Source organism: Streptomyces sp. E-08, from assembly GCF_049913095.1.
Classification (GTDB): domain Bacteria; phylum Actinomycetota; class Actinomycetes; order Streptomycetales; family Streptomycetaceae; genus Streptomyces.
The window spans coordinates 7,493,482-7,516,829 of sequence record NZ_CP183971.1 but is presented as its reverse complement, the minus strand read 5'-3'; the positions used below and the strand labels follow the sequence as shown (position 1 = coordinate 7,516,829).

At 72.2% G+C, this 23,348-nt stretch carries 23 protein-coding genes; 14 read left to right on the top strand and 9 right to left on the bottom strand.

Going from position 1 to position 23,348, the window contains the following annotated elements; all coding sequences use genetic code 11:
* Positions 1–69 precede the first annotated feature (69 nt).
* Both trpS and ACN9MM_RS34560 read left to right on the top strand, forming a co-directional pair.
* On the top strand, positions 70–1,161 hold the full coding sequence (trpS, locus tag ACN9MM_RS34565) for a tryptophan--tRNA ligase (RefSeq protein ID WP_426367688.1): 1,092 nt from the start codon (positions 70–72) through the stop codon (positions 1,159–1,161).
* Between the two features lie 35 nt (positions 1,162–1,196).
* Positions 1,197–1,634 carry an Lrp/AsnC family transcriptional regulator gene (locus tag ACN9MM_RS34560; protein ID WP_426368903.1) on the top strand — a complete coding sequence of 146 codons (438 nt, stop codon included), beginning with the start codon at positions 1,197–1,199 and terminating at the stop codon, positions 1,632–1,634.
* Between the two features lie 18 nt (positions 1,635–1,652).
* Here ACN9MM_RS34560 and ACN9MM_RS34555 read toward each other — a convergent pair whose 3' ends face one another.
* Complete coding sequence (locus ACN9MM_RS34555) at positions 1,653–2,105, bottom strand: SRPBCC family protein (protein WP_426367687.1); 453 nt, start codon at positions 2,103–2,105, stop codon at positions 1,653–1,655.
* Between the two features lie 315 nt (positions 2,106–2,420).
* On the opposite strand from ACN9MM_RS34555, the gene ACN9MM_RS34550 reads away from it, so the two are divergent.
* The 5 genes from ACN9MM_RS34550 (at position 2,421) to ACN9MM_RS34530 (ending at position 6,775) form a co-directional block, all read left to right on the top strand.
* A complete protein-coding gene (locus ACN9MM_RS34550; RefSeq protein ID WP_426367686.1) occupies positions 2,421–2,735 on the top strand; it encodes a hypothetical protein in 315 nt (104 codons plus the stop codon).
* 258 nt (positions 2,736–2,993) lie between these two features.
* A complete protein-coding gene (locus ACN9MM_RS34545) occupies positions 2,994–4,079 on the top strand; it encodes a sugar ABC transporter substrate-binding protein (protein WP_426367685.1) in 1,086 nt (361 codons plus the stop codon).
* A 111-nt stretch (positions 4,080–4,190) separates the two neighbouring features.
* Positions 4,191–4,970 (top strand): ATP-binding cassette domain-containing protein, encoded by a 780-nt coding sequence (locus ACN9MM_RS34540; protein ID WP_426367684.1) that lies wholly within the window; start codon positions 4,191–4,193, stop codon positions 4,968–4,970.
* Positions 4,967–6,244 (top strand): sugar ABC transporter permease, encoded by a 1,278-nt coding sequence (locus tag ACN9MM_RS34535; protein WP_426367683.1) that lies wholly within the window; start codon positions 4,967–4,969, stop codon positions 6,242–6,244. Before ACN9MM_RS34540 ends, ACN9MM_RS34535 begins: the two co-directional genes overlap by 4 nt.
* Positions 6,245–6,271: 27 nt before the next feature.
* A complete protein-coding gene (locus tag ACN9MM_RS34530; RefSeq protein ID WP_426367681.1) occupies positions 6,272–6,775 on the top strand; it encodes a DUF6328 family protein in 504 nt (167 codons plus the stop codon).
* 11 nt (positions 6,776–6,786) lie between these two features.
* Here ACN9MM_RS34530 and ACN9MM_RS34525 read toward each other — a convergent pair whose 3' ends face one another.
* Both ACN9MM_RS34525 and ACN9MM_RS34520 read right to left on the bottom strand, forming a co-directional pair.
* On the bottom strand, positions 6,787–8,451 hold the full coding sequence (locus tag ACN9MM_RS34525; RefSeq protein WP_426367679.1) for a BCCT family transporter: 1,665 nt from the start codon (positions 8,449–8,451) through the stop codon (positions 6,787–6,789).
* Positions 8,452–8,679: 228 nt separating this feature from the next.
* The gene (locus ACN9MM_RS34520) at positions 8,680–9,690 is read right to left on the bottom strand and encodes an aminoglycoside phosphotransferase family protein (RefSeq protein ID WP_426367678.1); all 1,011 of its coding nucleotides are present in this window, start codon (positions 9,688–9,690) and stop codon (positions 8,680–8,682) included.
* 228 nt (positions 9,691–9,918) lie between these two features.
* Between ACN9MM_RS34520 and ACN9MM_RS34515 the strand changes: the two genes are divergently transcribed.
* Both ACN9MM_RS34515 and ACN9MM_RS34510 read left to right on the top strand, forming a co-directional pair.
* The gene (locus ACN9MM_RS34515) at positions 9,919–11,199 is read left to right on the top strand and encodes an amidohydrolase family protein (RefSeq protein ID WP_426367677.1); all 1,281 of its coding nucleotides are present in this window, start codon (positions 9,919–9,921) and stop codon (positions 11,197–11,199) included.
* A 158-nt stretch (positions 11,200–11,357) separates the two neighbouring features.
* Positions 11,358–12,674, top strand: coding sequence for an amidohydrolase family protein (locus ACN9MM_RS34510; protein ID WP_426367676.1), 1,317 nt, complete (start codon positions 11,358–11,360; stop codon positions 12,672–12,674).
* Between the two features lie 109 nt (positions 12,675–12,783).
* Here ACN9MM_RS34510 and ACN9MM_RS34505 read toward each other — a convergent pair whose 3' ends face one another.
* The gene (locus ACN9MM_RS34505) at positions 12,784–13,158 is read right to left on the bottom strand and encodes a VOC family protein (protein WP_383669626.1); all 375 of its coding nucleotides are present in this window, start codon (positions 13,156–13,158) and stop codon (positions 12,784–12,786) included.
* 241 nt (positions 13,159–13,399) lie between these two features.
* Entirely contained in the window at positions 13,400–14,077 is a 678-nt protein-coding gene (locus ACN9MM_RS34500; protein WP_426367675.1) for a hypothetical protein, read from the bottom strand.
* A 147-nt stretch (positions 14,078–14,224) separates the two neighbouring features.
* Here ACN9MM_RS34500 and ACN9MM_RS34495 point away from each other — a divergent pair, with 147 nt between their 5' ends.
* Together ACN9MM_RS34495 and ACN9MM_RS34490 are read left to right on the top strand one after the other, a co-directional pair.
* The gene (locus tag ACN9MM_RS34495; protein WP_426367674.1) at positions 14,225–14,572 is read left to right on the top strand and encodes a hypothetical protein; all 348 of its coding nucleotides are present in this window, start codon (positions 14,225–14,227) and stop codon (positions 14,570–14,572) included.
* 459 nt (positions 14,573–15,031) lie between these two features.
* Positions 15,032–15,229: a hypothetical protein gene (locus ACN9MM_RS34490; RefSeq protein ID WP_426367673.1), complete on the top strand. Its 198-nt coding sequence runs from the start codon at positions 15,032–15,034 to the stop codon at positions 15,227–15,229.
* Between the two features lie 27 nt (positions 15,230–15,256).
* On the opposite strand, the gene ACN9MM_RS34485 is transcribed toward ACN9MM_RS34490, so the two are convergent.
* On the bottom strand, positions 15,257–16,297 hold the full coding sequence (locus ACN9MM_RS34485) for an NAD(P)-dependent alcohol dehydrogenase (protein ID WP_426367672.1): 1,041 nt from the start codon (positions 16,295–16,297) through the stop codon (positions 15,257–15,259).
* A gap of 21 nt (positions 16,298–16,318) precedes the next feature.
* A complete protein-coding gene (locus ACN9MM_RS34480) occupies positions 16,319–17,056 on the bottom strand; it encodes a TetR/AcrR family transcriptional regulator (RefSeq protein WP_426367671.1) in 738 nt (245 codons plus the stop codon).
* A 223-nt stretch (positions 17,057–17,279) separates the two neighbouring features.
* Here ACN9MM_RS34480 and ACN9MM_RS34475 point away from each other — a divergent pair, with 223 nt between their 5' ends.
* Positions 17,280–17,921, top strand: a complete 642-nt coding sequence (locus ACN9MM_RS34475) for a beta-glucanase (RefSeq protein WP_426368902.1) — start codon at positions 17,280–17,282, stop codon at positions 17,919–17,921.
* A gap of 57 nt (positions 17,922–17,978) precedes the next feature.
* Here the strand turns inward: ACN9MM_RS34475 and ACN9MM_RS34470 are convergent, their stop codons facing one another.
* On the bottom strand, positions 17,979–19,118 hold the full coding sequence (locus ACN9MM_RS34470; protein WP_426367670.1) for an aminotransferase class V-fold PLP-dependent enzyme: 1,140 nt from the start codon (positions 19,116–19,118) through the stop codon (positions 17,979–17,981).
* Positions 19,115–21,082, bottom strand: coding sequence for a hypothetical protein (locus ACN9MM_RS34465; protein ID WP_426367669.1), 1,968 nt, complete (start codon positions 21,080–21,082; stop codon positions 19,115–19,117). Before ACN9MM_RS34465 ends, ACN9MM_RS34470 begins: the two co-directional genes overlap by 4 nt.
* Positions 21,083–21,390: 308 nt before the next feature.
* Between ACN9MM_RS34465 and ACN9MM_RS34460 the strand changes: the two genes are divergently transcribed.
* Together ACN9MM_RS34460 and ACN9MM_RS34455 are read left to right on the top strand one after the other, a co-directional pair.
* Positions 21,391–22,122 carry a hypothetical protein gene (locus ACN9MM_RS34460; RefSeq protein WP_426367668.1) on the top strand — a complete coding sequence of 244 codons (732 nt, stop codon included), beginning with the start codon at positions 21,391–21,393 and terminating at the stop codon, positions 22,120–22,122.
* Positions 22,123–22,292: 170 nt separating this feature from the next.
* Positions 22,293–23,345, top strand: coding sequence for an iron-siderophore ABC transporter substrate-binding protein (locus tag ACN9MM_RS34455; RefSeq protein ID WP_426367667.1), 1,053 nt, complete (start codon positions 22,293–22,295; stop codon positions 23,343–23,345).
* Positions 23,346–23,348 lie beyond the last annotated feature (3 nt).

Genomic DNA, 23,348 nt, shown 5'->3' with positions numbered 1-23,348 from the left:
CCTTTCGCTATTCCTGGCTCATGGGTCCTGTCGTCCCGACGGCGCCTCCGACCCAGACCAGGAGACCTCATGAGCACCCTCGCCCCCGCCCTCCCCTCCGCCGCGGACGCGCTCGGGACGACCGCCGCACGGACGCGCAGCGCGGTCCTGGAGCGACGGATCCTCGAGGATCCGGGGCGCTTCCGTGTGCTGACCGGCGACCGTCCCACCGGGCGGCTGCACCTGGGGCACTACTTCGGCACCCTGCACAACCGGGTCCGGCTCCAGGACCTCGGGGTGGAGCTGTTCGTGATCATCGCGGACTACCAGGTCCTGACCGACCGTGACGTGGCGGACCACCTCACCGAGCACGTCGAGGAGTTGGTGCTCGACCACCTCGCCGTCGGCGTGGACCCGGAGCGCAGCACGGTCTTCACCCACAGCGCCGTGCCCGCCCTGAACCAGCTGCTGCTGCCCTTCCTCAGTCTGGTGTCGGTGGCCGAGCTCAACCGCAACCCCACCGTCAAGGACGAGATCGCCCACTCCCGGCAGTCCGCCGTCAGCGGTCTGATGTTCACCTATCCCGTCCACCAGGCCGCGGACATCCTCTTCTGCAAGGCCAACCTCGTCCCCGTCGGCCAGGACCAGCTGCCGCACCTGGAGGTCACCCGTACCGTCGCCCGCCGGTTCAACGACCGGTACGGCAGCGGCGGCGCCGTCTTCCCCGAGCCCGACGCCCTGCTGTCCGACGCGCCGCTGCTGCTGGGCACGGACGGCACCAAGATGAGCAAGAGCCGCGGGAACGCGATCAGCCTGGCCGCCGGTGCCGACGAGACCGCCCGGCTGATCAAGGGCGCGAAGACCGACTCCGAGCGGCACATCGCCTACGATCCGGCCGGCCGTCCCGAGGTGGCCTCCCTGCTCCTGCTCGCGGCCCTCTGTCAGGGCCGGACCCCCGAGGAGGTGGCGGAGGGCATCGGCTCCGCGGGGTCCGCGGCGCTGAAGCGGACGGTGACGGAGTCGGTCAACGAGTACCTGGCGCCGATCCGGGCCCGCCGGGCGGAGTACGCCGGGGACCGCGCGTACCTCCGCGGGATCCTGCGCGAGGGCAACGAGCGGGCCCGCGCCGTGGCGGACCGGACCCTGGGCGAGGTGCGGGCGGCGATGAACAGTCACTACTGACGTATGTTTCCGGCATGGGAATGACGGAGGGGACCGTGGACGCCATCGACCGGGCGCTGCTCGCCGAGCTCCAGCGCGACGCCACACAGGCGTACACGGTGCTGGGCAAGGCCGTGGGGCTGTCGGCCGGTGCCGCGCACGAGCGGGTGCGCAAGCTGCGGGAGCGCGGGATCATCCGCCGCACCACGGTGGACGTCGATCCCGCGGCCCTCGGGCAGGACGTGCTCGCCTTCGTCATGGTCGACTCGTCGGCGTGGATCGGGGATTCGGCGGCGGCGTTCGCCGCGATCCCCGAGATCCAGGAGGCCCACGTCATCGCCGGCAGCGCCTCGGTCCTGGTGAAGGTGCGCACCTCGACCACGGTCCGGCTCCAGGACGTGCTGCGCCGGTTGTACGCGATCGAGGGTGTGAACGGCACGCAGGCGACGGTGTCCCTGGAGACCTTCTTCGAGCGGCCGGTCTCCACGGACTGACGTCCCGCGCGCCGTGCGTCAGCCCGCGGCGCCGCTCTCCAGGATGCCCTTGAGGGTCATCTCGTCCCTGGGCATCTCCTTCCGCACGTGCGGGCGGACGACGAGGGGGACGAGTGCCTTGCCGATGCCGTGCCCCTCGAAGTCGAGGGAGAGCGTCAGCCGGGAGCGCTCGCCGTCGTCCAGCGGTTCGATGGTGCCCTGGACGTCGCCGCGTACGGGGCCGTCGATGCCGTGCACGTGCCAGTGGTTCGGCGGCTCCCACTCGATGACCTGCATGGTGGCGGTGAACTCCCGCTTGCCGAGGCGCCGTGTGACGGCGGCCTTGGAGCCGACCGCGAGGGGGGCGTCGCCGATCCTGCGGACGGACACCGCGCTCTCCTGCCACTCGGGCAGATGGGTCGGGTCGGTCACGTAGGAGAAGACGTCCGCGGGCGGGCGGGCGATGTCGACGGTTTCCTTGATGGCGGACATGTCGCCTTCTTCGTTCTGCGGGAGACCTCGTCCGAAGCCCGTGCGCCGGCGTGGGTCCCGTTGTCGCTTCGTACAAATCCTCCCACTCCGGGCGGCGCCTCGCCAGCCTCGATCCGAGTAGGCGTACTCATGCCGGAGCCCGGCCCCGGCGGGAGCATGACAGCAGGCGGGTGGACCGGTTCGGAGGGGGCCGCATGAGCAGGGTCGTGGGCGGGCTACTGGTGCGCCGGGTTCTTCCTGCTCAGTACGGCCTTCCGGCCGGCCGGAGCGTACTTCGGGCAGCTGCGGCGCCGGCTCGGCCTGCTGCTCCGGGAGGTGACGTACCCGCGCGACGACGTGGTGGCACTGCGCGAGCGGGTCGCGGCCCTGGAGGGCGGCGCGACGGTGCTCGACGGCAAGGCGGAGGAGCAGTACCGGGCCCTCGCCGAGCTGCGCCGCACGGTGGACGCGGTCGGGCTCTCGGCGCACGGCCGGGCGGACGCGACCGACCGGCGGATCGCCGCGCTGGCGCGGGAGTTCGAGGCGACGGTGAACCGTCTCACCGACAACGAGGAGATCATCACCGGCCTCAAGGCGTTCCTGCGGCTGCTGCGCGCCACCGACGGCACGGCCGGCCCGGCGCCTTCCTGAGCGGCGGGCCGCACGGGCCGGGCGTGCGCACCGGCGACCCGCCTCGGCCGGCACCCCACGACGGCGGGGCATCACGCAGAGTGACCGTACATGGGGTCGGTCTCACGCCCGGGACCGCCACCGAGGGCGGAGGGCGCCGGGGGCTCACCCGCTTGCCGGTCCCGGGGTTGCGGCTAATGTCGATATATAGGCCATATGTACATCCTCGTTCCCGCGCTCACGAGGTGAGGGACAGGGGGCGTACGAAAGGAGCCTCCGATGACCCGTACATTGCGGAGCGCGATCGCCCTGGCCGGAGCCGCGGCCCTCTCCCTCGGAGTGATGGCGACGAGCGCGACGGCCCTGGGCGCGGGGAGCCAGAAACAGGACGTCAGGATCGGACTGCTGCTGCCGGAGAGCAAGACCACCCGGTACGAGACGTTCGACCGGCCCTACATCGAGCAGAAGATCAAGGAACTGGCGCCCGACGCCCAGATCGACTACTACAACGCGGCCGAGAGCGCCACCACCCAACAGCAGCAGGTCAACACCGCGCTCGCCAAGGGTGACAAGGTCCTCATCCTCGACGCCGTGGACGCCAAGTCCATCCAGTCCTCCGTGCAGAAGGCCCATGACGCGGGCGTCAAGGTCGTCGCGTACGACCGCCTCGCACAGGGCCCCGTCGACGCCTACGTCTCGTACGACAACCACAAGGTGGGCGAGCTGCAGGGCAAGGCGCTCCTCGACGCGCTCGGCGACAAGGCCAAGAGCGGCGAGATCGTGATGCACAACGGGTCGCCGACGGACCCGAACGCGGCCGAGTTCAAGGCCGGCGCGCACTCCGTCCTCGACGGCAAGGTGAAGATCGGCAAGGAGTACGACACGCCCAACTGGGACCCGAACAACGCCAACCAGCAGATGTCCGGCGCCATCAGCTCCCTGGGCAGGGACAAGATCGTCGGCGTCTACTCGGCCAACGACGGACTGGCCGCCGGCATCTCCACCGCCCTCAAGGCGGCCGGGATGAACGTGCCGTTGACCGGTCAGGACGCCCAACTCGACGCGATCCAGCGGATCCTGCTCGGCACCCAGACCATCACGATCGAGAAGCCGTACAAGCCGGAGGCCGACATCGCCGCCACCATGGCCGTCGACCTCGCGGAGGGCAAGAAGCTGTCGTCCGACCTGATCCCCACGACCGTCACCAACGGCAGTGACCACAAGGTCGCCGCCCGGCTGCTCGACCCGGTCGTCGTGAACAAGGACAACATCAAGGACACCGTCGTCAAGGACGGGCTCTACACGGTCCAGCAGATCTGCACGCCGACCTACGCGGCGGCCTGCAAGGACGCCGGCCTCACCTGAGCCGGCCTATTTCCACCCGGTCCGGGGCGGACGGTCCCGGTCCCGGCCCGAACGGCCGGGACCGGCCGGTCCGGTCCCGAACGGTTCGCGCGAGCGGAGGAGGCGGTTCCCTTGCCGGAGCCACCCGTGCTCACCCTGCGGGGGATCTCCAAACGGTTCGGCGCGGTGCAGGCGTTGAAGGACTTCGACCTCGAGGTCCACCCCGGCGAGGTCGTCGCCCTCGTCGGCGACAACGGCGCCGGCAAGTCCACCGCCGTCAAGTCCATCGCCGGGGTGAACCCGCCCGACGAGGGCGTCATCGAGTGGGAGGGCCGGGCGGTCTCCATCAACCGGCCGCACGACGCCCAGAACCTCGGCATCGCCACCGTCTACCAGGACCTCGCCCTCTGCGACAACCTCGACGTGGTCGGCAATCTCTTCCTCGGCCGCGAACTGCGCCGCTTCGGCGTCCTGGACGAGGTCCGGATGGAGCAGCGCTCGCGCGAGCTCCTCGACACCCTCTCCATCCGCATCCCCAGTGTCCGGATCCCGGTCGCCTCCCTCTCCGGCGGCCAGCGCCAGACCGTCGCGATCGCCCGCTCCCTGATCGGCGACCCCAAGGTCGTCATCCTGGACGAGCCGACCGCGGCCCTGGGCGTGGAGCAGACCGCCGAGGTCCTCGACCTGGTGGAACGGCTCCGCGAGCAGCGGCTCGGCACCATTCTGATCAGCCACAACATGGTGGACGTCATGGCGGTCGCCGACCGGATCGCCGTGATGCGCCTCGGCCGGAACAACGGCTTCTTCGACAAGCGCTCCACGACCACCGAGGAGATCATCTCCGCGATCACCGGGGCCACCGACAGCGCCGTCACCCGCCGCCAGGCCCGCAAGCGGGAGGAGGAGCGATGAAGCGCGACCGCGCCCCCGGCGGCTCCGCCGCCCAGGAACCGGCGCCCGATTCGATGCCCGCCGTGGACACCCGGCTGCTCGTCCGCGAGGAGGGCCTCAAGGGGTACCTCGGGGAGTTCCGCCGCAAGCTGCGCAGCGGCGAGCTGGGTTCGCTGCCCGTCGTCGTCGCCGTGATCATCATCTGGACGGTCTTCGGCAGTCTCAACAGCACGTTCCTCTCGGCTCAGAACCTGTCCGACCTCAGCCAGCAGATCGTCGGGACCGGCATGATCGCCGTCGGTATCGTCTTCGTCCTGCTGCTGGGCGAGATCGACCTCTCCGTCGGCTCCGTCAGCGGCCTGTGCGCCGCCATCTTCGCCGTACTCAACGTCCTGAACGGCATGAACCAGTGGCTGGCGCTGCTCGTCGCCCTCGCGGGCGGAGCGGCCGTCGGGCTCATCCAGGGCTTCTTCTTCGCGAAGGTCGGCGTGCCGGCGTTCGTGGTCACCCTCGCGGGCAACCTCGCCTGGAACGGTCTGATGCTGCAGATCCTCGGCTCCAGCGGCACGGTCAACATCCCGAGCGAGAGCATCGTCTCCAAGCTGTACTCGACGATCTACCACAGCCCCGCCGCGGCCTACGTGGCCGCCGCCGTGGGCGTCGGGCTCTTCCTCGCGGCCTCGCTGCTGGACGCCGGACGCCGCCGGGCCGCCCGGGTGCCGTTCCGTCCGGTCTCCGAGATCGTGCTCCGTACGGTCGTGATCGCCGCGATCGCGTTCGTCACGGCGTACATCCTCAACCAGTACCAGGGGCTCCCCCTCGCCCTCCTCATCTTCCTGGTCCTGCTGGTGGTTCTGGACTTCGTGCTGCGCCGTACGACGTACGGGCGGCGGATCTTCGCCGTCGGCGGCAACATCGAGGGCGCGCGCCGGGCCGGCATCAGTGTGCCCTTCGTCCGGATGACCGTCTTCTCGATCGCCGGGACGATGGCGGCCGTCGGCGGCCTCTTCCTGGCCGGGCAGATCCAGTCCGCGAGCCAGACGTCCGGCGGCGGCAACCTGCTGATGAACGTCATCGCCGCGGCCGTCATCGGCGGCACGAGCCTGTTCGGCGGGCGCGGCTCGGTCTGGTCCGCCCTCCTCGGGGCGCTGGTGATCGGGTCCATCCAGTCGGGTATGAACATCATGGGCGTCAGCAATGCCGTCCAGTTCATGATCACCGGATCGGTCCTGCTGGCCGCCGTGGTCGTCGACTCGCTCTCCCGCCGGAGCCAGAAGGCCGCGGGCCGGGCGTGATCCCCGGGCTCCGGGGAAGGAGGCCTCATGGAGTCGGACCCGAGTCCGCGCGGCGATCTGCTCCACGGCCGTGACGAGACCGAGGAGGAGCGGGCCGACCGGCGCTGGACCGAGGTCATGCAGGAGATCCGGGTGGCGCAGACCGGAGTACAGATCCTCCTGGGCTTCCTCCTCACGGTGGCGTTCACCCCGCACTTCCAGGGACTCGGCCACACCGACAAGACGATCTACATCATCACGGTCGTCCTCGGGTCGCTGGCCACGGGCGCGCTCATCGGCCCCGTCGCCTTCCACCGGATCGTGTCGGGCCGACGGCTGAAACAGCAGGCCGTCGCCTGGGCCTCGCGCCTCGTCTTCACCGGTCTCCTCCTGCTCCTGGCGACCCTGACGTCGGCCCTCTTCCTCGTCCTGCGGGTGGTCACCCACGACGGGTACGTGCCCTGGCTCGTCGCCGGCGTCCTCGCCTGGTACCTGGCCTGCTGGTTCGCGCTGCCCCTGTGGGCCCGGTCCCGTTACACCAGCGACGAGTGACGCCGGCGGACTCAGGCCCGGCCGTCCGGCTCCGACGAGCCGGGGCCGATCCTCAGCTCGAAGTCCCCGTCGTACTTCTCGTGGCCCGCGATCACCGCGAGTTCGACGGCCTCCTCACCCAGCTCGCCCCGGACGATGAGCGGGTCCTTGCGCAGGTCCCGCATGAGCGCCACGCACATCCCGATCATCACGAGCACGAACGGCGCCGCCACCAGGATGGTGAGGTTCTGCAGTCCGGCGAGCGCGTCGCCCTGACCGTCGCCGATGAGCAGCATGATCGCGGCGACGGCGCCGGTCACCACGCCCCAGAAGACCACCACGAGGCGGGTGGGCTCGAAGGCGCCGCGCTGCGAGAGCGTGCCCATCACGATGGAGGCGGCGTCCGCGCCCGAGACGAAGAAGATGCCGACCAGGATCATCACCAGCAGGCTCATGGCGCCGGAGATCGGGAACTCCTGCAGGACGCCGAAGAGCTGGCCCTCGGGCGTGGTCCGACCGGCCAGCTCGCCCTGCTCGCTGAGCTTCATCGCGGTCCCGCCGAAGATGGCGAACCAGACGAGGCTGACGGTGCTGGGGACCAGGATGACCCCGCCGACGAACTGCCGGATGGTCCGGCCGCGGCTGATGCGGGCGATGAACATGCCGACGAAGGGCGTCCAGGAGATCCACCACGCCCAGTAGAAGACGGTCCAGCTGCCCAGCCAGTGATGGATGTCGTCGCCGCTGGTCGCCTCGGTGCGGCCGGCCAGCTGCGGCAGGTCGCCGAAGTAGGCGGCGAGGGAGGTGGGCAGCAGGTCGAGCACGATGATGGTCGGTCCGGCGACGAAGACGAAGACCGCGAGGACCGCGGCCAGCACCATGTTGATGTTGGAGAGCCACTGGATCCCCTTCTCCACCCCGGAGACGGCCGACAGGACGAAGGCCACGGTGAGGACGGCGATGATGGCCACGAGCAGGCCGGTGCCGGTCTTCTCCATCCAGCCCAGTTCCTCGAACCCGCTGCCGATCTGGAGCGCGCCGAGGCCCAGCGAGGCGGCGGAGCCGAAGAGTGTGGCGAAGATGGCCAGGATGTCGATGACACGGCCGGGGCTTCCGTACGCCCGCCTCTCGCCCATCAGCGGGACGAACACGGCGCTGATGGTCTGGCGGCGACGGCACCGGAACGTCGAGTACGCGATGGCGAGTCCGACGACGGCGTAGATCGCCCACGGGTGGAGCGTCCAGTGGAACAGCGTGGTGGCCATGGCGGTCTGCATCCGCTCGGCCGAGTCGGCGGGACGGGTGCCGGGCGGCGGGGTGCCGTAGTGGGCGAGCGGCTCGCTCACGCCGTAGAACATCAGGCCGATGCCCATGCCGGCGCTGAACATCATGGCGATCCACGACACCGTGCGGAACTCGGGGCCCTCGCCCTCCTGGCCGAGGGTGATCCGGCCGTAGCGGCTGACGGCCAGCCACAGCGCGAAGACGACGAAGCCGGACGCGGCCAGCATGAACGCCCAGCCTCCGTTGCGGATCAGCCCGTCGAGGAGGCTGGTGGAGGCGTCCTCCAGGCTGTCGGTGGCCGTGGCTCCCCAGACGACGAAGGCCACGGTGAGGACGGCGGTGACGCCGAACACGATCCGGTCGGTGCGGGCGCTGCCGTGGTGCTCGGGGCGGCCGGGAAGGTCTGCCGTCACCGGCAGCGATTCCCGGCCCGCCCGTTCGGCGCCCGCTCGACGGCCTTGCGGCCTCTGATCTTCCTGCGACACAGACGGCACCTTTCAGGCATTACGGGACAGACAACACGATGTCTCCGTAAGGCAGTACCACAGGCACGGCCGAACTCCGTGGAACGACGGCCGAGTCCCGCGCTTTCCCCCGCCGGGCCCGGACGCACGCCCCGGGCCGGCCGGCGCACGACGGGCTCAGAACACCGGTGATCCGGCGAAGAGTTCCTTCACCCAGTGGGCACTGGCCTCCGCACAGCCCGTGGTCGGCGTCCCGGGGAAGAGACGGAACCAGGAGACCGCCCGGCCGAGAGCGGCGAGCCGGGTGGCGAGCGCCGCAGCGCGGCGCAGCTCCGGGAGGGAGGGCCCCAGGTCGCTCCAGGGTTCCAGATAGGCCTCGCGCAGCCGGTGCACGTGTTCGGGGCCGTGGCGCTCCCGGACGGCCTGGGCGGGGACCAGCAGGCTCGCGAAGGGGTGGGCGACATTGGCGTCGCCCCAGTCGAAGAAGGTGAAACGGCCGGCGGCGGGGGCGAGGAGCTGCGCGTCGTGCAGGTCGCAGTGGTCGAGCGAGTCCGGGATGCCGTACGCGTCGAGTTCACCGCACCAGTCGAGGAGCCGGGGGCGCTGCCCCCGGAGGGCACGGCGGGCGTCCGGGTCCAGGGTGGCGTTGCCCTCGACGAGGCCGTCGAAGATGTCCGGCAGCTGGGCCGTGCGGCCGCCGGGCACGCCGAGGCCGGTCATCCGGTCCGTGTACGGGGTCAGGGCCCGCTGCATCCGCGCGTACTGACCGAGCGCCTGCGCCCAGGACTCCGGCCCGGCACCACCGGTGTCGAGGACGTGCCGGAAGAGCGGCCCGCCGTCGGGGAGCAGCGACCAGCCGCGCCCGGCGTCGACCGCGAGCGGCGTCACGACGTGCTCGGGCACCCAGTCGGCGAGCGCGCCCCCGAGGGCGGCCTCGAAGGCGGCATCGGGTGCGCTCGCCTTGAACCAGACGGCCTCGCGCTCCCCGGCACCGATCCGGAAGCGGATCAGGATCGACCAGGGCCGGACCCTGACCTCACGGGGCCCGGTCTCCTCCAGACCGTGGCGGGCGAGCTCCCGCTCGGACCAGCCGAGGGCGGCCGTCCGCCAGTCCTCTTCCTCCCAGGGGGTGACCGCGTCCCCGAACCGCCCGCGGTCGACCGTCATCGTGGCTCGTGCGTGTCCCATCGGGCGATTCCACCACCGGGGCGGGCCGGGCGCACGCGAATATCGGCGGAGCCCGGGAGGAAACCGGAACGACGTCGAGGATATTCGTATACCAAATTGACGGTGGGCAAACCTTCCAACGAAGAAGGAATCCCAGGCAAGTGCGGCCCCTGGCATCTCACCCTTGTCCAGCCCTCGTCACTTGGTATACAAAATGCGGAGTCGCCGGCCACTCCCCAAGGAGCTCCCATGTGCCTCGAAGCCACCCCACCGCCCCCACCCTCGGTGACCCGTCGCGGCGTCCTCGCCGGGGCCGCCGCCCTCGCCGGCACCGTGGCCGTGTCCGGCACGGCGGCCGCGGCGTCACCGAAGGGGACGGCTCCGGGCGCCGGAGCACCGGCCGGAGGCGACCTCGTGATCCGGGGCGGCACCCTCCTCGACCCGGCCACCGGCGAGGTCACCGAGGACGCCGTCGTCGTGATCACGGGCGGAACCGTGCGTGCGGCGGGCCGCGAGGGCACCGTCACCGTGCCGCGGGGCACCGAGGTCCTCGACGCCCACGGGCAGTGGGTCCTGCCCGGCCTCGTGGACGCGCACATCCACCTCAGCACCGCCGCCGAGGCCCGCGACGCCCTGCACAAGGGCGCGACCAGCGCCCGCAGCGGATCGACCACCTTCTACCAGGACATCGCGGTCCGCGAACTCGCCCGGCACAGCCCGGCGCTCGCCCCCCGCCTCACCGCCGCCGGCGTCTTCGTCACCCCGGACCTCGGCGACACCGTCCTCGCCGACCCCGACCTCACCCCGCTCGCACGCCTGAAGGACGGCGTGCGGTCGGCCGAGGCGCTGCGCCGCGTCGTCGAGGTGAACCTCGCCCGCGGCGCGGACGTCATCAAGACCCGCGTCAACGAACGCGCCGGGCTGCCCGAGCAGGACCCGCTGGCCCAGGTGTACTCGTACGAGCAACTCGCCGAGATCGTCGCCGCGGCCCGGCGGCGCGGCAAGGGCGTCCTCTGCCACAGCTACAGCGAGCAGGGCTGCCACGACGCGGTGACCGCCGGGATCCGCTCCCTGGAGCACGGTGCGTTCGTCGGCGAGCGGACCCTGACCGAGATGCGCCGCAGGGGTACGTACTTCACGCCCACCCTCACCGCCATCGCCGGCCTGGCCGAGTCCACGAACCCGGTCCTCGCCGAACGCGGCCGCACGTACCTGCCCGTCCTGAAGCGCGCCGTCCTCGCCGCGCACGAGCTCGGCGTCCCGCTCGCCGCCGGCACCGACTCGTCCGGCGGCACCGTGCGCCCCATCGGCCGCGAGGTCGAACTCATGCGCGCGGCGGGTCTTTCGGCGCTCGACGCCCTCCGCACGGCGACCACCGGCGCCGCCCGCCTCCTCGGCACGGAACGCACGGTGGGCCGCCTGGCCCGGGGCTACGCGGGCGACGCGATCCTCGTGACCGGGGACCCCCTGTCCGATGTGACGGTCCTGAAGCAGCCGACGCGCGTGGTACGAGCGGGCGTACCGGTCTGACACCGGGCGATACCGCGACGGGCCGACGACCCGCGCGGTGCGGCCCGCCCCCGTGTCGGCCGCACCCGCGCGGGCGGCGCCTCGGCCCCTGCCGCGCGAGCCCGCTCCCCAACCGGGCGGTGCCCGTCGCCCACCCCTCAACCCTCCCAAGGAGCACCATGCACTCGTCCCCCGCCCTCTCCCGCCGTACCATGCTCGCCGGGGCCGCCGCCCTCGCCGGAGCCACGGCCACGGCCACGACCGCCTCCACGGCCTCCCCCGCCCAGGCCGCCGCCCCCGCGGCCGCCCACCGCTCCAGGACCGTCGTCTTCCGCAACGTCCGCCCGTACGGCGCGGCGAAGGCCACGGACCTCGTCGTCGTCGACGGCCGGATCTCGAGCGGCCCGGCCCCGCACGGCGCGAAGGTCGTCGACGGCGGCGGCCGCATCGCCCTCCCGTCCCTCGTCGACGCGCACATCCACCCCGACAAGACCACCTGGGGCGGCTCCTGGGTGAGCCGGCGGCCCGCCTCCGCCATCGCCGACTACGTGGCGCAGGACGTCGAGTTGTTCCGCGCCCAGCGGCGCCCCGTCGCCGAGCGGGCGTTCGGCCTGATGAGCCACGCCGTCGCCCGCGGCACCCGCGGCATGCGCGCCCACGCCGACGTGGCCCCCGCGTACGGCCTGGCCGGCGTCGAGGGCCTGGCGGAGGCCCGCGAGCGCCTGCGCCACGCCCTCGACGTCCAGATCGTGGCGTTCCCGCAGCACGGCGTCATCCGTACCCCCGGCACGGCCGGCCTCCTGGAGAAGGCGGCCCGCCAGGGCGTCATCGACATGATCGGCGGCATCGACCCGATCGGCTTCGACCAGGCCCTCGACGAGCAGCTCGACGTCGTCTTCGGCATCGCGGACCGGCACGGCGTCGGTGTCGACATCCACCTCCACGACCGCGGCGAGAAGGGCATGCGGGCGATGCGCGGGATCGTCGAGCGCACCCGCGCGCTCTCCCTCGCCGGAAAGGTGACCGTCAGCCATGTCTTCTGCCTGCCGGGCCTGACGGACAGTGAACTCGGTTCGATCGCCGCCGACTTGGGCGAGCAGGACATCGCCCTGACGACCGTCGCGCCGTCGGACTCCCTGGTGCTTCCGATCGCCCGGCTGCGCGAGCACGGCGTACGGGTCGGGCTCGGCTCCGACGGTGTGCGCGACTCCTGGAGCCCGTTCGGGGACGCCGACATGATGCACCGCGCGCACATCCTGGGTTGGGTGACGGACGTGCGTCTCGACGACGAACTGAACGAGTGCTACCGGGTCGCGACCCACGGCGGCGCGGACGTCATGGGTCTCGCGCACGCCGACTTCCGGCCCGGCGCACCGGCCGACTTCGTCCTGGTGCGGGGCGAGTGCCTGCCGCAGGTCGTCGTCGACATGCCGCGCCGGGACATGGTCGTCCACGGCGGTGTGGTCGTGGCACGTGACGGGGAGTTCCTCGCCTGACAGGACCGAGGGGCCGCCGGTCCCCGGGCGTGCCTCCGACGTGACGTCGTCGGAGGCACGCTCGCGGAGGGAGCACCGGGGGTCGATCCCCCTGATCAGACGGCCCGCACTACAGGTACGGCCGCGTGATCAGCTCGATCGCGTGACCGGACGGGTCCTTGAAGTAGACGCCGCGGCCGCCGTGTTCGGTGTTGGTCTCACCGGGGCGCCGCATCTGCGGATCGGCCCAGTGCTCGATGTCGCCGTCGCACAGGCGCCGGTACGCCCGGTCGAAGAGCTCGTCGTCGACGAGGAACGCGTAGTGCTGCATCTGGATGTCCACCGGGGGCTCGGCGAACTGGAGCAGGACGCCGTCGGCGAGCTGGATGTTGAGGAAGGGGCCCCAGGACGGCGCCTCGGGGATCTCCAGCAACTCGCGGAAGAAGCGCGCGGACTCGTCGCGGTTCTTCGACGCGATGATGGTGTGGTTGAACGTGACTGCCATGTGGATGACCTCGCTGTTGATTCGACACGGAGAAGGGACTCGCAGTGCTCTCGCACTGGGGAGGTCCGCGTGCCGAACCGTCGGGGTGCCTGTCGCGCACCCGTCGAGCGATCAGTCGTCCACCGGATGGCCCGTCTGTGCGTGGCGTGTCGCCGGTCCGGTGTTCATGACGGGTGACGCTACTTGATCCCCCGCACCCGGGCAAGGTCCGCCCCGGACCGCACCGACCGGGGCCACGGGATCACCTCACGAACTCCCGGTCCCCGTACCGCACCTGGGCCCGGTCCCAGTCGGCGCCGACGGCCGAGACGAAGCCGCGGGCCAGCGGCAGGTCGTCGACCGCGGCGACGAGGACGAGCCGGCCGTCGAGGGTGACGGAACCGCCGCCGAGCCTCTCGCGGGCCTCCGGGTCCGCGACGAGCGCCTCTCGCAGTTCGCTCACCCGCACGCCGGGGACCTCGATCTCGACCGCGTCGGTCTCCGGCGACGTGCGCGGCAGGCAGCGGAAGGTGAGGACCGCCTCCTGGTGGTACTGCTTGGCGACGACCCCGGCGATGTGGTGGAGCCCGTCGCGGCCGACCCGCTCGACGTCGAACTCGCGGGACCGCTCGTACGTCGCCTGCCGCAGCTCCCCGGACCAGAACACTCCGTCGAGGAGCTCGGAGCGACCCGGCCGTGCGCCGTGGGCGCGGATGATCTGCCGTACCTCGTGGCCGAAACGGGTGAGGCGGGTGTCGAGCCGGGGGTCGTCGGGGTCGGTGATGATCGCGGTGTTGTCGGTCGCGAAGATCTCCGCCGCCGGGCAGTCCTGCGCGTCGGGGCTCGCGTACGTGCTCGGGGCGCCGATGACGCCGAGCAGCAGGGCGGCGACGGCCGAGGCGAGGAGGCGGGCGCGTCGCCCGGTGACGGCGTTGTTCATGGCCTGGTCAACGAGCCGGGGTGAGGATCGGCACGGTGCCGCGGATGAGTACGCGTGCTCATGTCCGGAGCCCTCCGCCGCTCCTACCGTGGTCGTACGGCACGCGCCGACGCGGGGCGGTCGCAGCGAGCGGAGAGGAAGCGGGGCATGAGCTTCGACGGACGGCGCCCCCGGGGCACGTGGCCCACGGCGTACCTGGTGACGGTCGCGGGGCTGAGCGCCGCCGGGTTCCTGCTCGACGGACTGGTCTTCTACGTCTCGATCTTCGCCACCGACAGCTGCGGCACCGACGACCCCGCGCCCGTGTGCACCGGTCCCGGGATGCTGGCGATGTGGGCGCTGCCCTGGGTCGGCCTGGGGCTCGCGACGGCGGTCTCCGGGGCGCTCGGCGTGGTGGCCTGGCGCCGCGGGCGTGCCCCGTGGGCGTACCTGCCGCTCGGCACCCTGCTCTACGCGGCCTCGCTCGTCGGCGCGTGGATGATCATGCAGGCGTGACGCCGTGTCCCGGGCGGGCGGGCCCTCGGGACACGGCGCGGTGGGTGCGACCGCGGATCGGATCAGGCGACGACCTTGAGGGTCTTGGCCTCGCCGTACTTGTCGAGGGCCTTGAACAGGGCCTTGATGTGGTCGGGGTGCAGCTTCACGCAGCCGAGGGACTTGTAGTCCCGGTCGCGATCGGTGCGGCGTGGACGCGGTCGGGCTGTCTGGCGCAGGAACGGATCGAGGCGCGGCTCAAGAGCCGATTCGCCGGCCGGACCATGCGGGGCCTGAGCGATTCCAGCTTCAACCGCTACAAGGATCCGGAGGCCACCGCGTTACCCGACGCGGAGGTCCTCGCGGCCCTCGCCGAGCTCTTCGGAGTCGGGGACGACGAGGCGGAGCGATGGTCGCGACTGCTGGAGGAGGCCCGCACGGAGGCACGAAGGCGCAGGGCGGCCGTACGGGGGCACCGGCGTGCGCCTGACCGTCCCGACCGGACGGTCCGCCGTCACTCCGCTCGACGCCTGTCCGCGCACGACCTCGCGGCCGAGCGCGTACCAGGCGATGGCCTGGGTGATCGGCGAGTCGGACATGAGCTGGGGGGAGCGGGAGACGTCCATGACCGTGCACGTCCAGCCGGACCGCTACCGCTGGAACGACCAGCTGCCCTGACCCCCGCGGGGCGCCCACGCGGGTGGTTCAGCCGTTCGGGAGGATGACCGCCCGGCCGTCGATCCGTCCCTCGTGCAGCCGTTCGTACGCCTCGGGTGCCTCGTCCAGGCCGTAGGTCTCGACGTGGACGTCGACGGCTCCGGTACGGGCGAGGTCGAGGACCTCGATCAGCTCGGCGCGGGTGCCCCAGTAGGGGGAGGCGACGGAGACCTCGTAGGGCAGGGCGCCGAAGCCGACGGGCAGGGTGCCGCCGCCCAGGCCGACGATGGTGACGTCGCCCTCCACCGCGGCCATCGCGCCGGCGGCCGTCACCGTGGGCTGGGCGCCCACGAAGTCGAGCACGACCTCGGCGCCCCGGCCGCCGGTCAGCTCCCGGACCGTGGCGGCGGCGTCAGCGTCGGACAGGACCGTGTCGTGCGCGCCGACGGCACGCGCGAGGGCGAGCTTCTCCTCGGTGACGTCCAGGGCGACGACCCGGGCCGCGGTCATGGCGCGCAGCAGCTGGACGGCGACGTGGCCGAGCCCACCCGTGCCGATGACGACGGCGGTGCTGCCGGGGACGAGCTTCGGCAGGGAGCGCTTGATGGCGTGGTACGGGGTGAGGCCGGCGTCCGTGAGCGGGACGGCCCGCACGGGGTCGAGGCCGCCCAGCGGCACCAGGTGGCGCGGGCTGTCGACGATCATGTACTCGGCGATGGCGCCGGGCGCGCCGAGTCCGGGCGGCCTGATGCCGAGCTCCGCGGCCCGCAGACAGTAGTTCTCCTTGCCCTGGGCGCACATGAAGCAGCTGCCGCAGCCCCAGGGGCCGTACACGGCGACGGCGTCCCCGACGCCGAAGCCCTCCGCGCCCGGTCCGAGCGCGGCGACGGTGCCGACGCCCTCGTGACCGAGGGTCAGGGGCAGCGGGAACGGCAGCTGTTCGGCGGACCAGCTCATGACGGCGATGTCGGAGTGGCACACACCGGCGGCGGTGACCTTGAGGAGCACCTGTCCCGGCCCGGGTTCGGGGTCGGGGACGGTGACGACCTCGGGCGGGGTGCCCACGGCGCGGTACTGGAGTGCCTTCATGACGTTGTCCTTTCGGGTGGTTCAGCGGGCGGCGGGGGCGCCGTCGGCGAGGTGGCGGGCGGCGACGGTGCCGGGCGCGCCGGGACGCGCCCCCGGCACGGCGCGCGCGCGGCCCGGTTCTGCCGGCGTGTCCGTCGGGGTCGGTGGCGGTTCCGCCCCGAGCAGCGCGAAGGCCTCCTCGACCAGGGCGGGGAGCGCCTCCCTGTCGTCACCGGACGTCCAGGCGCGCGCGGCGGCCATGAGGGCCGCTGCCCCGCTCCCCACGGCGACGGCCGGACGCAGGTCGCGCTCCGGGTCGGCCCCGAGCCTCCGGGCCACCAGGCGTACGGAGGCGGCCTCGCCCTCCAGGAGGACGCGCCGCAGCACGGCGCGCAGGGACGCCTCGTGCTCGGCGAGGCGGAGCAGTTCCCGCACGCCGTCGCGGCGGTGCCAGGCGGGGTTGACGGGGTCGGCGAGCCAGACCCGCAGGGCGGCGCGGTAGGCGGTGAGCGGGGTCTCCGTCTCCGGGCGGGCGGCGAGGGCCTCGTTGATGCGCGCGCAGTCGGCGCGGATGCCGTCGACGACGGCCTCCTCCTTGGAGGCGAAGTACCGGCTGAAGGTGCGCCGGGAGACGCCGACCGCGTCGGTGACGTCCTCGACGGAGACCGCGGCCGGTCCGCGTTCCCGCACGAGCCGCAGCGCGGCCTCGCCGAGCGCCTCGCGGGTCCGTGTGCCCTTGGGGCCCCGGCGCGGGTTCCGCCGTTCTCGTTCCGCACCCATACGTGCACCATACACCTACAAATGTCCCAGTGGGACATTTGTGACGAGTTCTCGCCAACTGGTCACTCCTCCGCACCGCTCGGTGCAAAGTGGGACGGATCTCCCGCGGACCGGCGGTGGTCCGCGCGAAAGGAGTGGTGCCGTGCTGTTCGACTTCTTCGACCGGTTCCGCCGGAGCGGCAACGGTCCCGGCGGGCGCGGTCCGGCGTCCACCCCCGCGAACCTGGTCCTCGACGCCGACTTCTCCTCCGCCCGGCAGTGGGTGGCGGGCCACTCGTGGGCCTATCCCGACGGGGGACCGACGAATCGGGGCGACAACAAACTCGACTATCTGGTGGAGGACCCGTCGTACAGCCGGACGGGGACGTTCCGTGCCAAGCGCAGGACCGACGGCCTCTGGAGCACCGGCCTGCTCACGACGGAGGGCAGCGACGAGGGGTTCCTGGTGCGGGCGGGCGACGTCCTGGAGGCCCGGGTGCGCCTGCCCGTGGAGACGGGCGCGTGGCCGGCGATCTGGACCTGGCTCGACGGCGGCCAGGAGATCGACGTCTTCGAGTACCACCCCGACAACCCGGACCTCCTGGAGCTGTCGAACCGGGTGCGGGGCCGGTACCTCTACTTCCGTGACCCGGCGATCCGCCCGGGGGCGTGGGTGGACCTCCGGGTCGAGCTCGGCGCGCGCTCCGTGGTGTGGTGGGTGAACGGCGCCCGCGTCTTCGACGACCGCCGCGGGGTGGGGCGTTCCTGGCGGGCCCACCTCATCGTGAACCTCTCGGTCTGCGCGGGCCGGTACCACCCGGCGCCCGACCCGGGCGCGACGGAGATGTCGTACGAGGTGGCGGAGTTGCGCGTGTACCGGAACTGAACGAACGCGCCTCCCCGCCCCCTCCCCGTGTCCCCCCCGTCCCCCGTCTCCCCCGTGTCAGCCGTCCGCGAGCAGCCCTCGCAGGGCGGCGGCGAGGCGCTCGTACTCCTCGGCGCGGTTGTAGATCTGTCCGGAGATCCGGATGCCGCCGCCGTCGGGCCAGGACCAGATCAGCACCCGGAAGCCGAGCCGGGCGGCGATCTCCTCCCGCAGCGCGGCGGCCTCCTGCTGCGTGCGGGCGATGCCCCTGGGCAGGCGCAGCGAGCGCATGGCGAGGCCCTCGGTGTGCGGCAGCGGGGTCAGGCCGGGGACGTCGGCCAGCAACTCGGCTCCGTGGTGTACGAGTTCACTGTTGTGGGCGCGGACCCGTGCGGCGCCGAGCCCGGCGATCAGGTCGAGGCCCTCGGGGGCGGCGAGCCAGCCGGTGTAGTCGGCGGTGGCCCGGTACTCGACCGCGCGCGGGAAGCCCCGGTCGACCTCCCACGAGGGCACGGGCGCGGACACCCGGGCCCGGTGGGCGGGCGCCACCGCGAGGACGGCGCTGCCCGGCGGGGCGTAGGCCCATTTGTGCAGGTTGCCGAACCAGAAGTCGGGGCGCCCCGCGAGCGGTTCGGCGAGCATGCCGGGTGCGTGGGCGCCGTCGACGACGGTGGTCACCCCGCGCTCGCGGAGCGCGGCGAGCAGCCGGGGGCCCGCGACCGTCCGGGCGGTGGGTGAGCTGATGTGGTCGAGGAGCGCCACCCTGGTCCGGGGCGTGAGTCCGGCGAGGACCGCTTCGCACACCGCGTCCTCGTCCGGCAGGGCGGGGTCGAGGGCGACGGTGACCGTACGGGCGCGGCGGGCCGCCGCCGCGACGACCGTGCCGTAGCCGTGGTCGGTGACCAGGACCTCGTCGCCGGCGTCCAGGCGCAGGGCGTCGAGGGCGAGTCCCGCGGCCTCGGTGGCGTTGGTGACGAAGGCGATGCCGTCGGGGTCGGCGCCCAGGTGGGTGGCGACCCGGCCGCGGGCCGCGGCGACGCGGTCGGGGACGCTCAGGAAGAAGGCGTCGGGGTCGGCCGCCGCCTCGGCCGCGAGGTCCCGGTGGACCCGGGCGACCGGCACCGGGACGGCACCGTAGGAGCCGTGGTTGAGGTGCGCGACGTCGGGGGTGAGCCGGAACAGCGCGGGACCGCCCGGAAATGCGGCGGGCGCGCTCATCGGACCTCGACGGTGACGGTACGGCCGGGGGCGACGCGCGTACGGACGACGGTGTACGTGACGCCGTCGACGACCTCGGTACGGGCCGGGCGGCGCACTCCGTCGACGGCGACGGCGGCGTGGGCACCGGGGAAGCGCGCCTCCCAGGTGTAGGCGCCGGTGCCCGTGGCGTGGGTGAGGGTCGAGCGGCGGTCCGTGTCGTGCCGGAGGGTGAACGCGGAGTCCCCGACCCGCAGGTCCTCGACGCTCAGCCACTCCATGCCGGAGGGCAGCCGCGGCTGGGTGGTGAGGGTGCGGGCGGGGGCGTTCGGGGTGACGCCCATGAGTCCCTGGACGGTCTGGGCGACGAGGGTGAACGAGACCTCGGGGTAGTCGCCGTTGGTGCCCTGGCGGGAGTTGACGTGCTGGACGTCCTTCTCGGCGTAGACGTGGCGCATCCACTTCCAGGCTGTGTCGGGGCGGCCGCCGGCCAGAAACGTGTCGGGGAGGTACGTCAGGGCCTCGATGTTGTCGGGGCGTCCGGCTCCCTCGGACTGGGCGTCGACGTAGTCCAGGTAGGCCTCGCGGCGGGCGCCGGGGTCGATGATCCCCTTCATCGGCATGAACCAGCTGTTCTCCTTGCCCCAGCCGGTCAGGGCGCGCCCGTCGGTGGTGTAACCGCGGACCATGTCGGCGCCCGAACCCGTCCCACTCCAGGTGGAGTTGAAGTACGTCCTGAGGTCGCGGGCGCGGCGCTCGAAGAGGCCGGCCGTGGCGCGGTCGCCCTTGGCGCGGGCGAGGGCGGCCATGGCGCGGTAGGCCTGGTACTGGGAGCCGATGGCGTCGCCCGCCTCGGTGAGCGGCTCGTCGCTCTGCTCGTTGTAGCTGGCGGTGCCCTGGAAGATGCCGCGCCCGGTGCCTTCGGCGACCGCGACGCCGCCGTTGTCCTTCCGGCCGTCGTGGAGGGTGACGAAGTCGTCGGTGGTGTGCCGGTAGAACGCCCACAGGGCGGGGTCGTCGAGGTAGGCGGGGTCGCCGCTCCAGCGGTACGCCTCCTCGGCCTTCTGGACGAGTTCGAAGGGGGCGGGCACCTCGCGGACGAAGAGGCTCGGGCTCCGGTAGTCGATGGAGAGGGGGCTGCGGTTGTCGAAGTTGAGGGCCCACACCGGGTAGTAGGCGTGCTCGGCGGTGGCGGAAGCCGCGAAGGCGCGGAGCATCTCCCTGTTCTCGGCGTGCAGGCCGAGGATGCCGGCACCGGCGAGCTGGTGGGCCATGTCGCGGGAGTAGTAGCCGCTGCGGTTGGCGTAACCGGCCCAGTAGGAGGGGGCGTAGACGCCGGTGCCCGTGCCGCCGGTCTGGCGCTCGTCGGCGTCGAGCGGGCCCTGGGTGCCGGGCAGGTGCACCCAGCTGTTGGCCTTGTCCTTGGCCCAGTCGAACATGGCGACGATCTCGGGGTCGCTGGAGGAGACGCGGGGGTCGGCGGGGGCGGCGGGGGAGACCATGACGTCGTCGACGTTCACCCAGCCCTGACCGGACTGGAAGGCGATCTCCAGGCGGTCGCCCGGGGCGAGCGCGATCCTGCCGAGGGTGTGGCGGCGGTAGTTCGCGGCGGCGGGCAGGGTGCGCTCGGCGACGGCGGTGCCGTTGACACGGAGGGAGTAGGTGGCGCCGGGGCCGCCGGTGGCGATCCAGGCGGAGACGAGATAGCCGCCGCGGCCGGTGGCCGTCACGGTCTGGGAGACCTTCATGCCGCTGCCCGCGTCGAGGTAGGCGAGCCGGTTCCCGGAGTGCGGGTTGTTGACGGCGACGCCGGTTCCGGCGGTGAACTCCCATCCCTTGCCGCCCTGTTCGAAACCGGGGTCGGTCACGGCGAGCAGCGCCGGAGCCGGGGCGGACGGCCGGACGGGGTCGGCCTGCGCCGTGGCGAGGGGGGTGAGGAACGCCAGGGCGGCGGCGAGCGGCAGCGTCGTACGGAATCGCTTCATGGGGTCTCTCCCGGATCGGGGGGTGATCGGTCGGCGCGCGGCACGCTAACAACCACACCTGAAGACCTGCAAGAGATCCGGCAATGATCAACAGACTGTCGAACTGAAGGTTTTCCATAGAACGTTGCAAGCCAACGGGTTGGGGGCATGGGCGGACGTCGTGCGGCCGCCCATGTCCGCGGTCCCAGCGGCCGTATGACGACGCGACGGGCCCGGTCGCCCGCTCGGCGCGTCGGGTGTTGCGTAGGCTCGAACGGAGCGTTCCGCGCGGACCCGCACGACGCCGTCCCTACGCCGAGGAGGACCCTGTGAGCACCGCCGGAGAAGGACGGCAGCAGCTGGACGAGGCCAGTGTCGTCAACGCGAAGCGGACCCTCCTCCAACTGCTCGCCCGGGCGGGGGTCTGGCCCGGCGACGCGGAGGAGCTGATCGGTTTCGTCGAGGCGGGCGCACTCGCCCTCGCGTACGAGGAGATCGGCGCGGCCGAATGGAGCGCACCCGACGGGACGGGCGAGCCGTACGCCTCCGCCTGGCTCGACGGGGCCCGGGCCGTCACCGACGCGCTGGGCGCGGTCTCCGAGCGGGCGCTGCGGCGCGCCGTCGCCGCGGACCCCTCGGCCGCCTCACCGGACGACCGTCCCCCCGTCGGACGGACGGAGCTGGAGCGGACCCATGTGGCGGTGACCCCGCTCTACCTCTCCTTCACCGACGTCTCGGACCTCGACCCGGAGGTCACCGAGCAGGTGCTGCGGGCCCTGCTCCGCACGATGAGCTCACGTCAGCGGGCGGGGTACGCGGGCCGGCTCGCGCAGTTCACGTCGGAGCACCGGGCGCGCCTGGAGCGGCTGTACGCCGAGTACGGGCCGGGCAGTGCGATCGCCATCCACGGCCGGTACTCCCTGATCCACTCCCCCACGAGCGTCGCCGTGCTGGAACGGCTCGCCACCGCGCCGGGCGACCTGCACGAGGAATGGGACGCCGCGGAGCTCCCGCCGGCATGGCTGGACGGGCTGACGACGGCGTGGGAGGCCTCGGACTGACGGCCGTTCACACCCGGGGGCGGCGTCACGACCCTGGCGCCCGGGACCACTAGGGAATAGGTTAGGCTCACCTAACAAGCGCCTCGCCCTGGCCGCTGCCCGGCATCCCCATGCCCGGAGAAGCGGCGGCGGGGCGTCAGCACACCTCTGCCCGGAGACAAGGATCCGCCATGCCTGCACTGTTCACCCCCCTTCGCCGCCGCGTCCTCGTGGCGGGTGCCGCCGCGGTCTCGCTCGGCCTCATGGTGACCGGGTGCGGCTCGGACGACAAAAGGGACGACGCGAAGGACTCGGCGGCCAAGGCTCCGGCGGGGGCGTTCCCCGTCACCATCAAGAGCGCCCTCGGTGAGGCCGTCATCAAGGAGAAGCCGAAGCGCGTCGTCACCCTCGGCCAGGGCTCCGCCGAGACCGCCATCGCCCTCGGCAACGTCCCCGTCGGCATCGAGAGCTACCCCTGGGGCAGCGACAAGACCGGCTACCTGCCCTGGATCCACGACGCCGTGAAGAAGTCCGGCGCCACGCTGCCCAAGCAGTTCGACGGCGGCGAGGAGCTCGACATCGAGGCCATCACCGAGCTGGAGCCCGACGTCATCCTCGCCCCCTGGTCGGGCATCACGCAGAAGCAGTACGACCTCCTCAAGGACATCGCTCCGACGGTCGCCTACCCCGAGAAGGCGTGGAGCACCGACTGGGACCAGCAGATCGAGATCGTCGCGAAGGCGCTCGGCCAGCCGGAGAAGGCCAAGGAGCTCACCTCCAAGATCGACAAGCAGCTCGCCGACGCGGCCGCCACGCGCCCGAACTACAAGAACGTCACGTTCTCGTACATCTACAACACCGGCCCCGGCACCCTCGGCGTCTTCAAGCCCGCGGAGCAGCGCGTCGCGATGGTCTCCAAGCTGGGCCTCAAGGTCGACCCGGTCGTGAACACCTTCAAGGAGACCGAGGGCACCGACTCCGCCCTCATCGGCCTGGAGAACGCCAACAAGCTCTCCAAGAGCGACATCGCCTTCACCTTCTACATGGACGACAAGTCCCGCAAGGAGATCGAGGCGCAGCCGCTGTACGCGGCCATCCCCGCGGTCAAGAAGGGCGCGCTCGTCCACAGCAACGACCAGCCCTTCGTGACGGCCTCGTCGATGATCAACCCGCTCACGGTGCCGTACAGCATCGAGCGGTACCTCCCCATGATCGACAAGGCTGTCGCCAAGGCCGGGAAGTAGCAG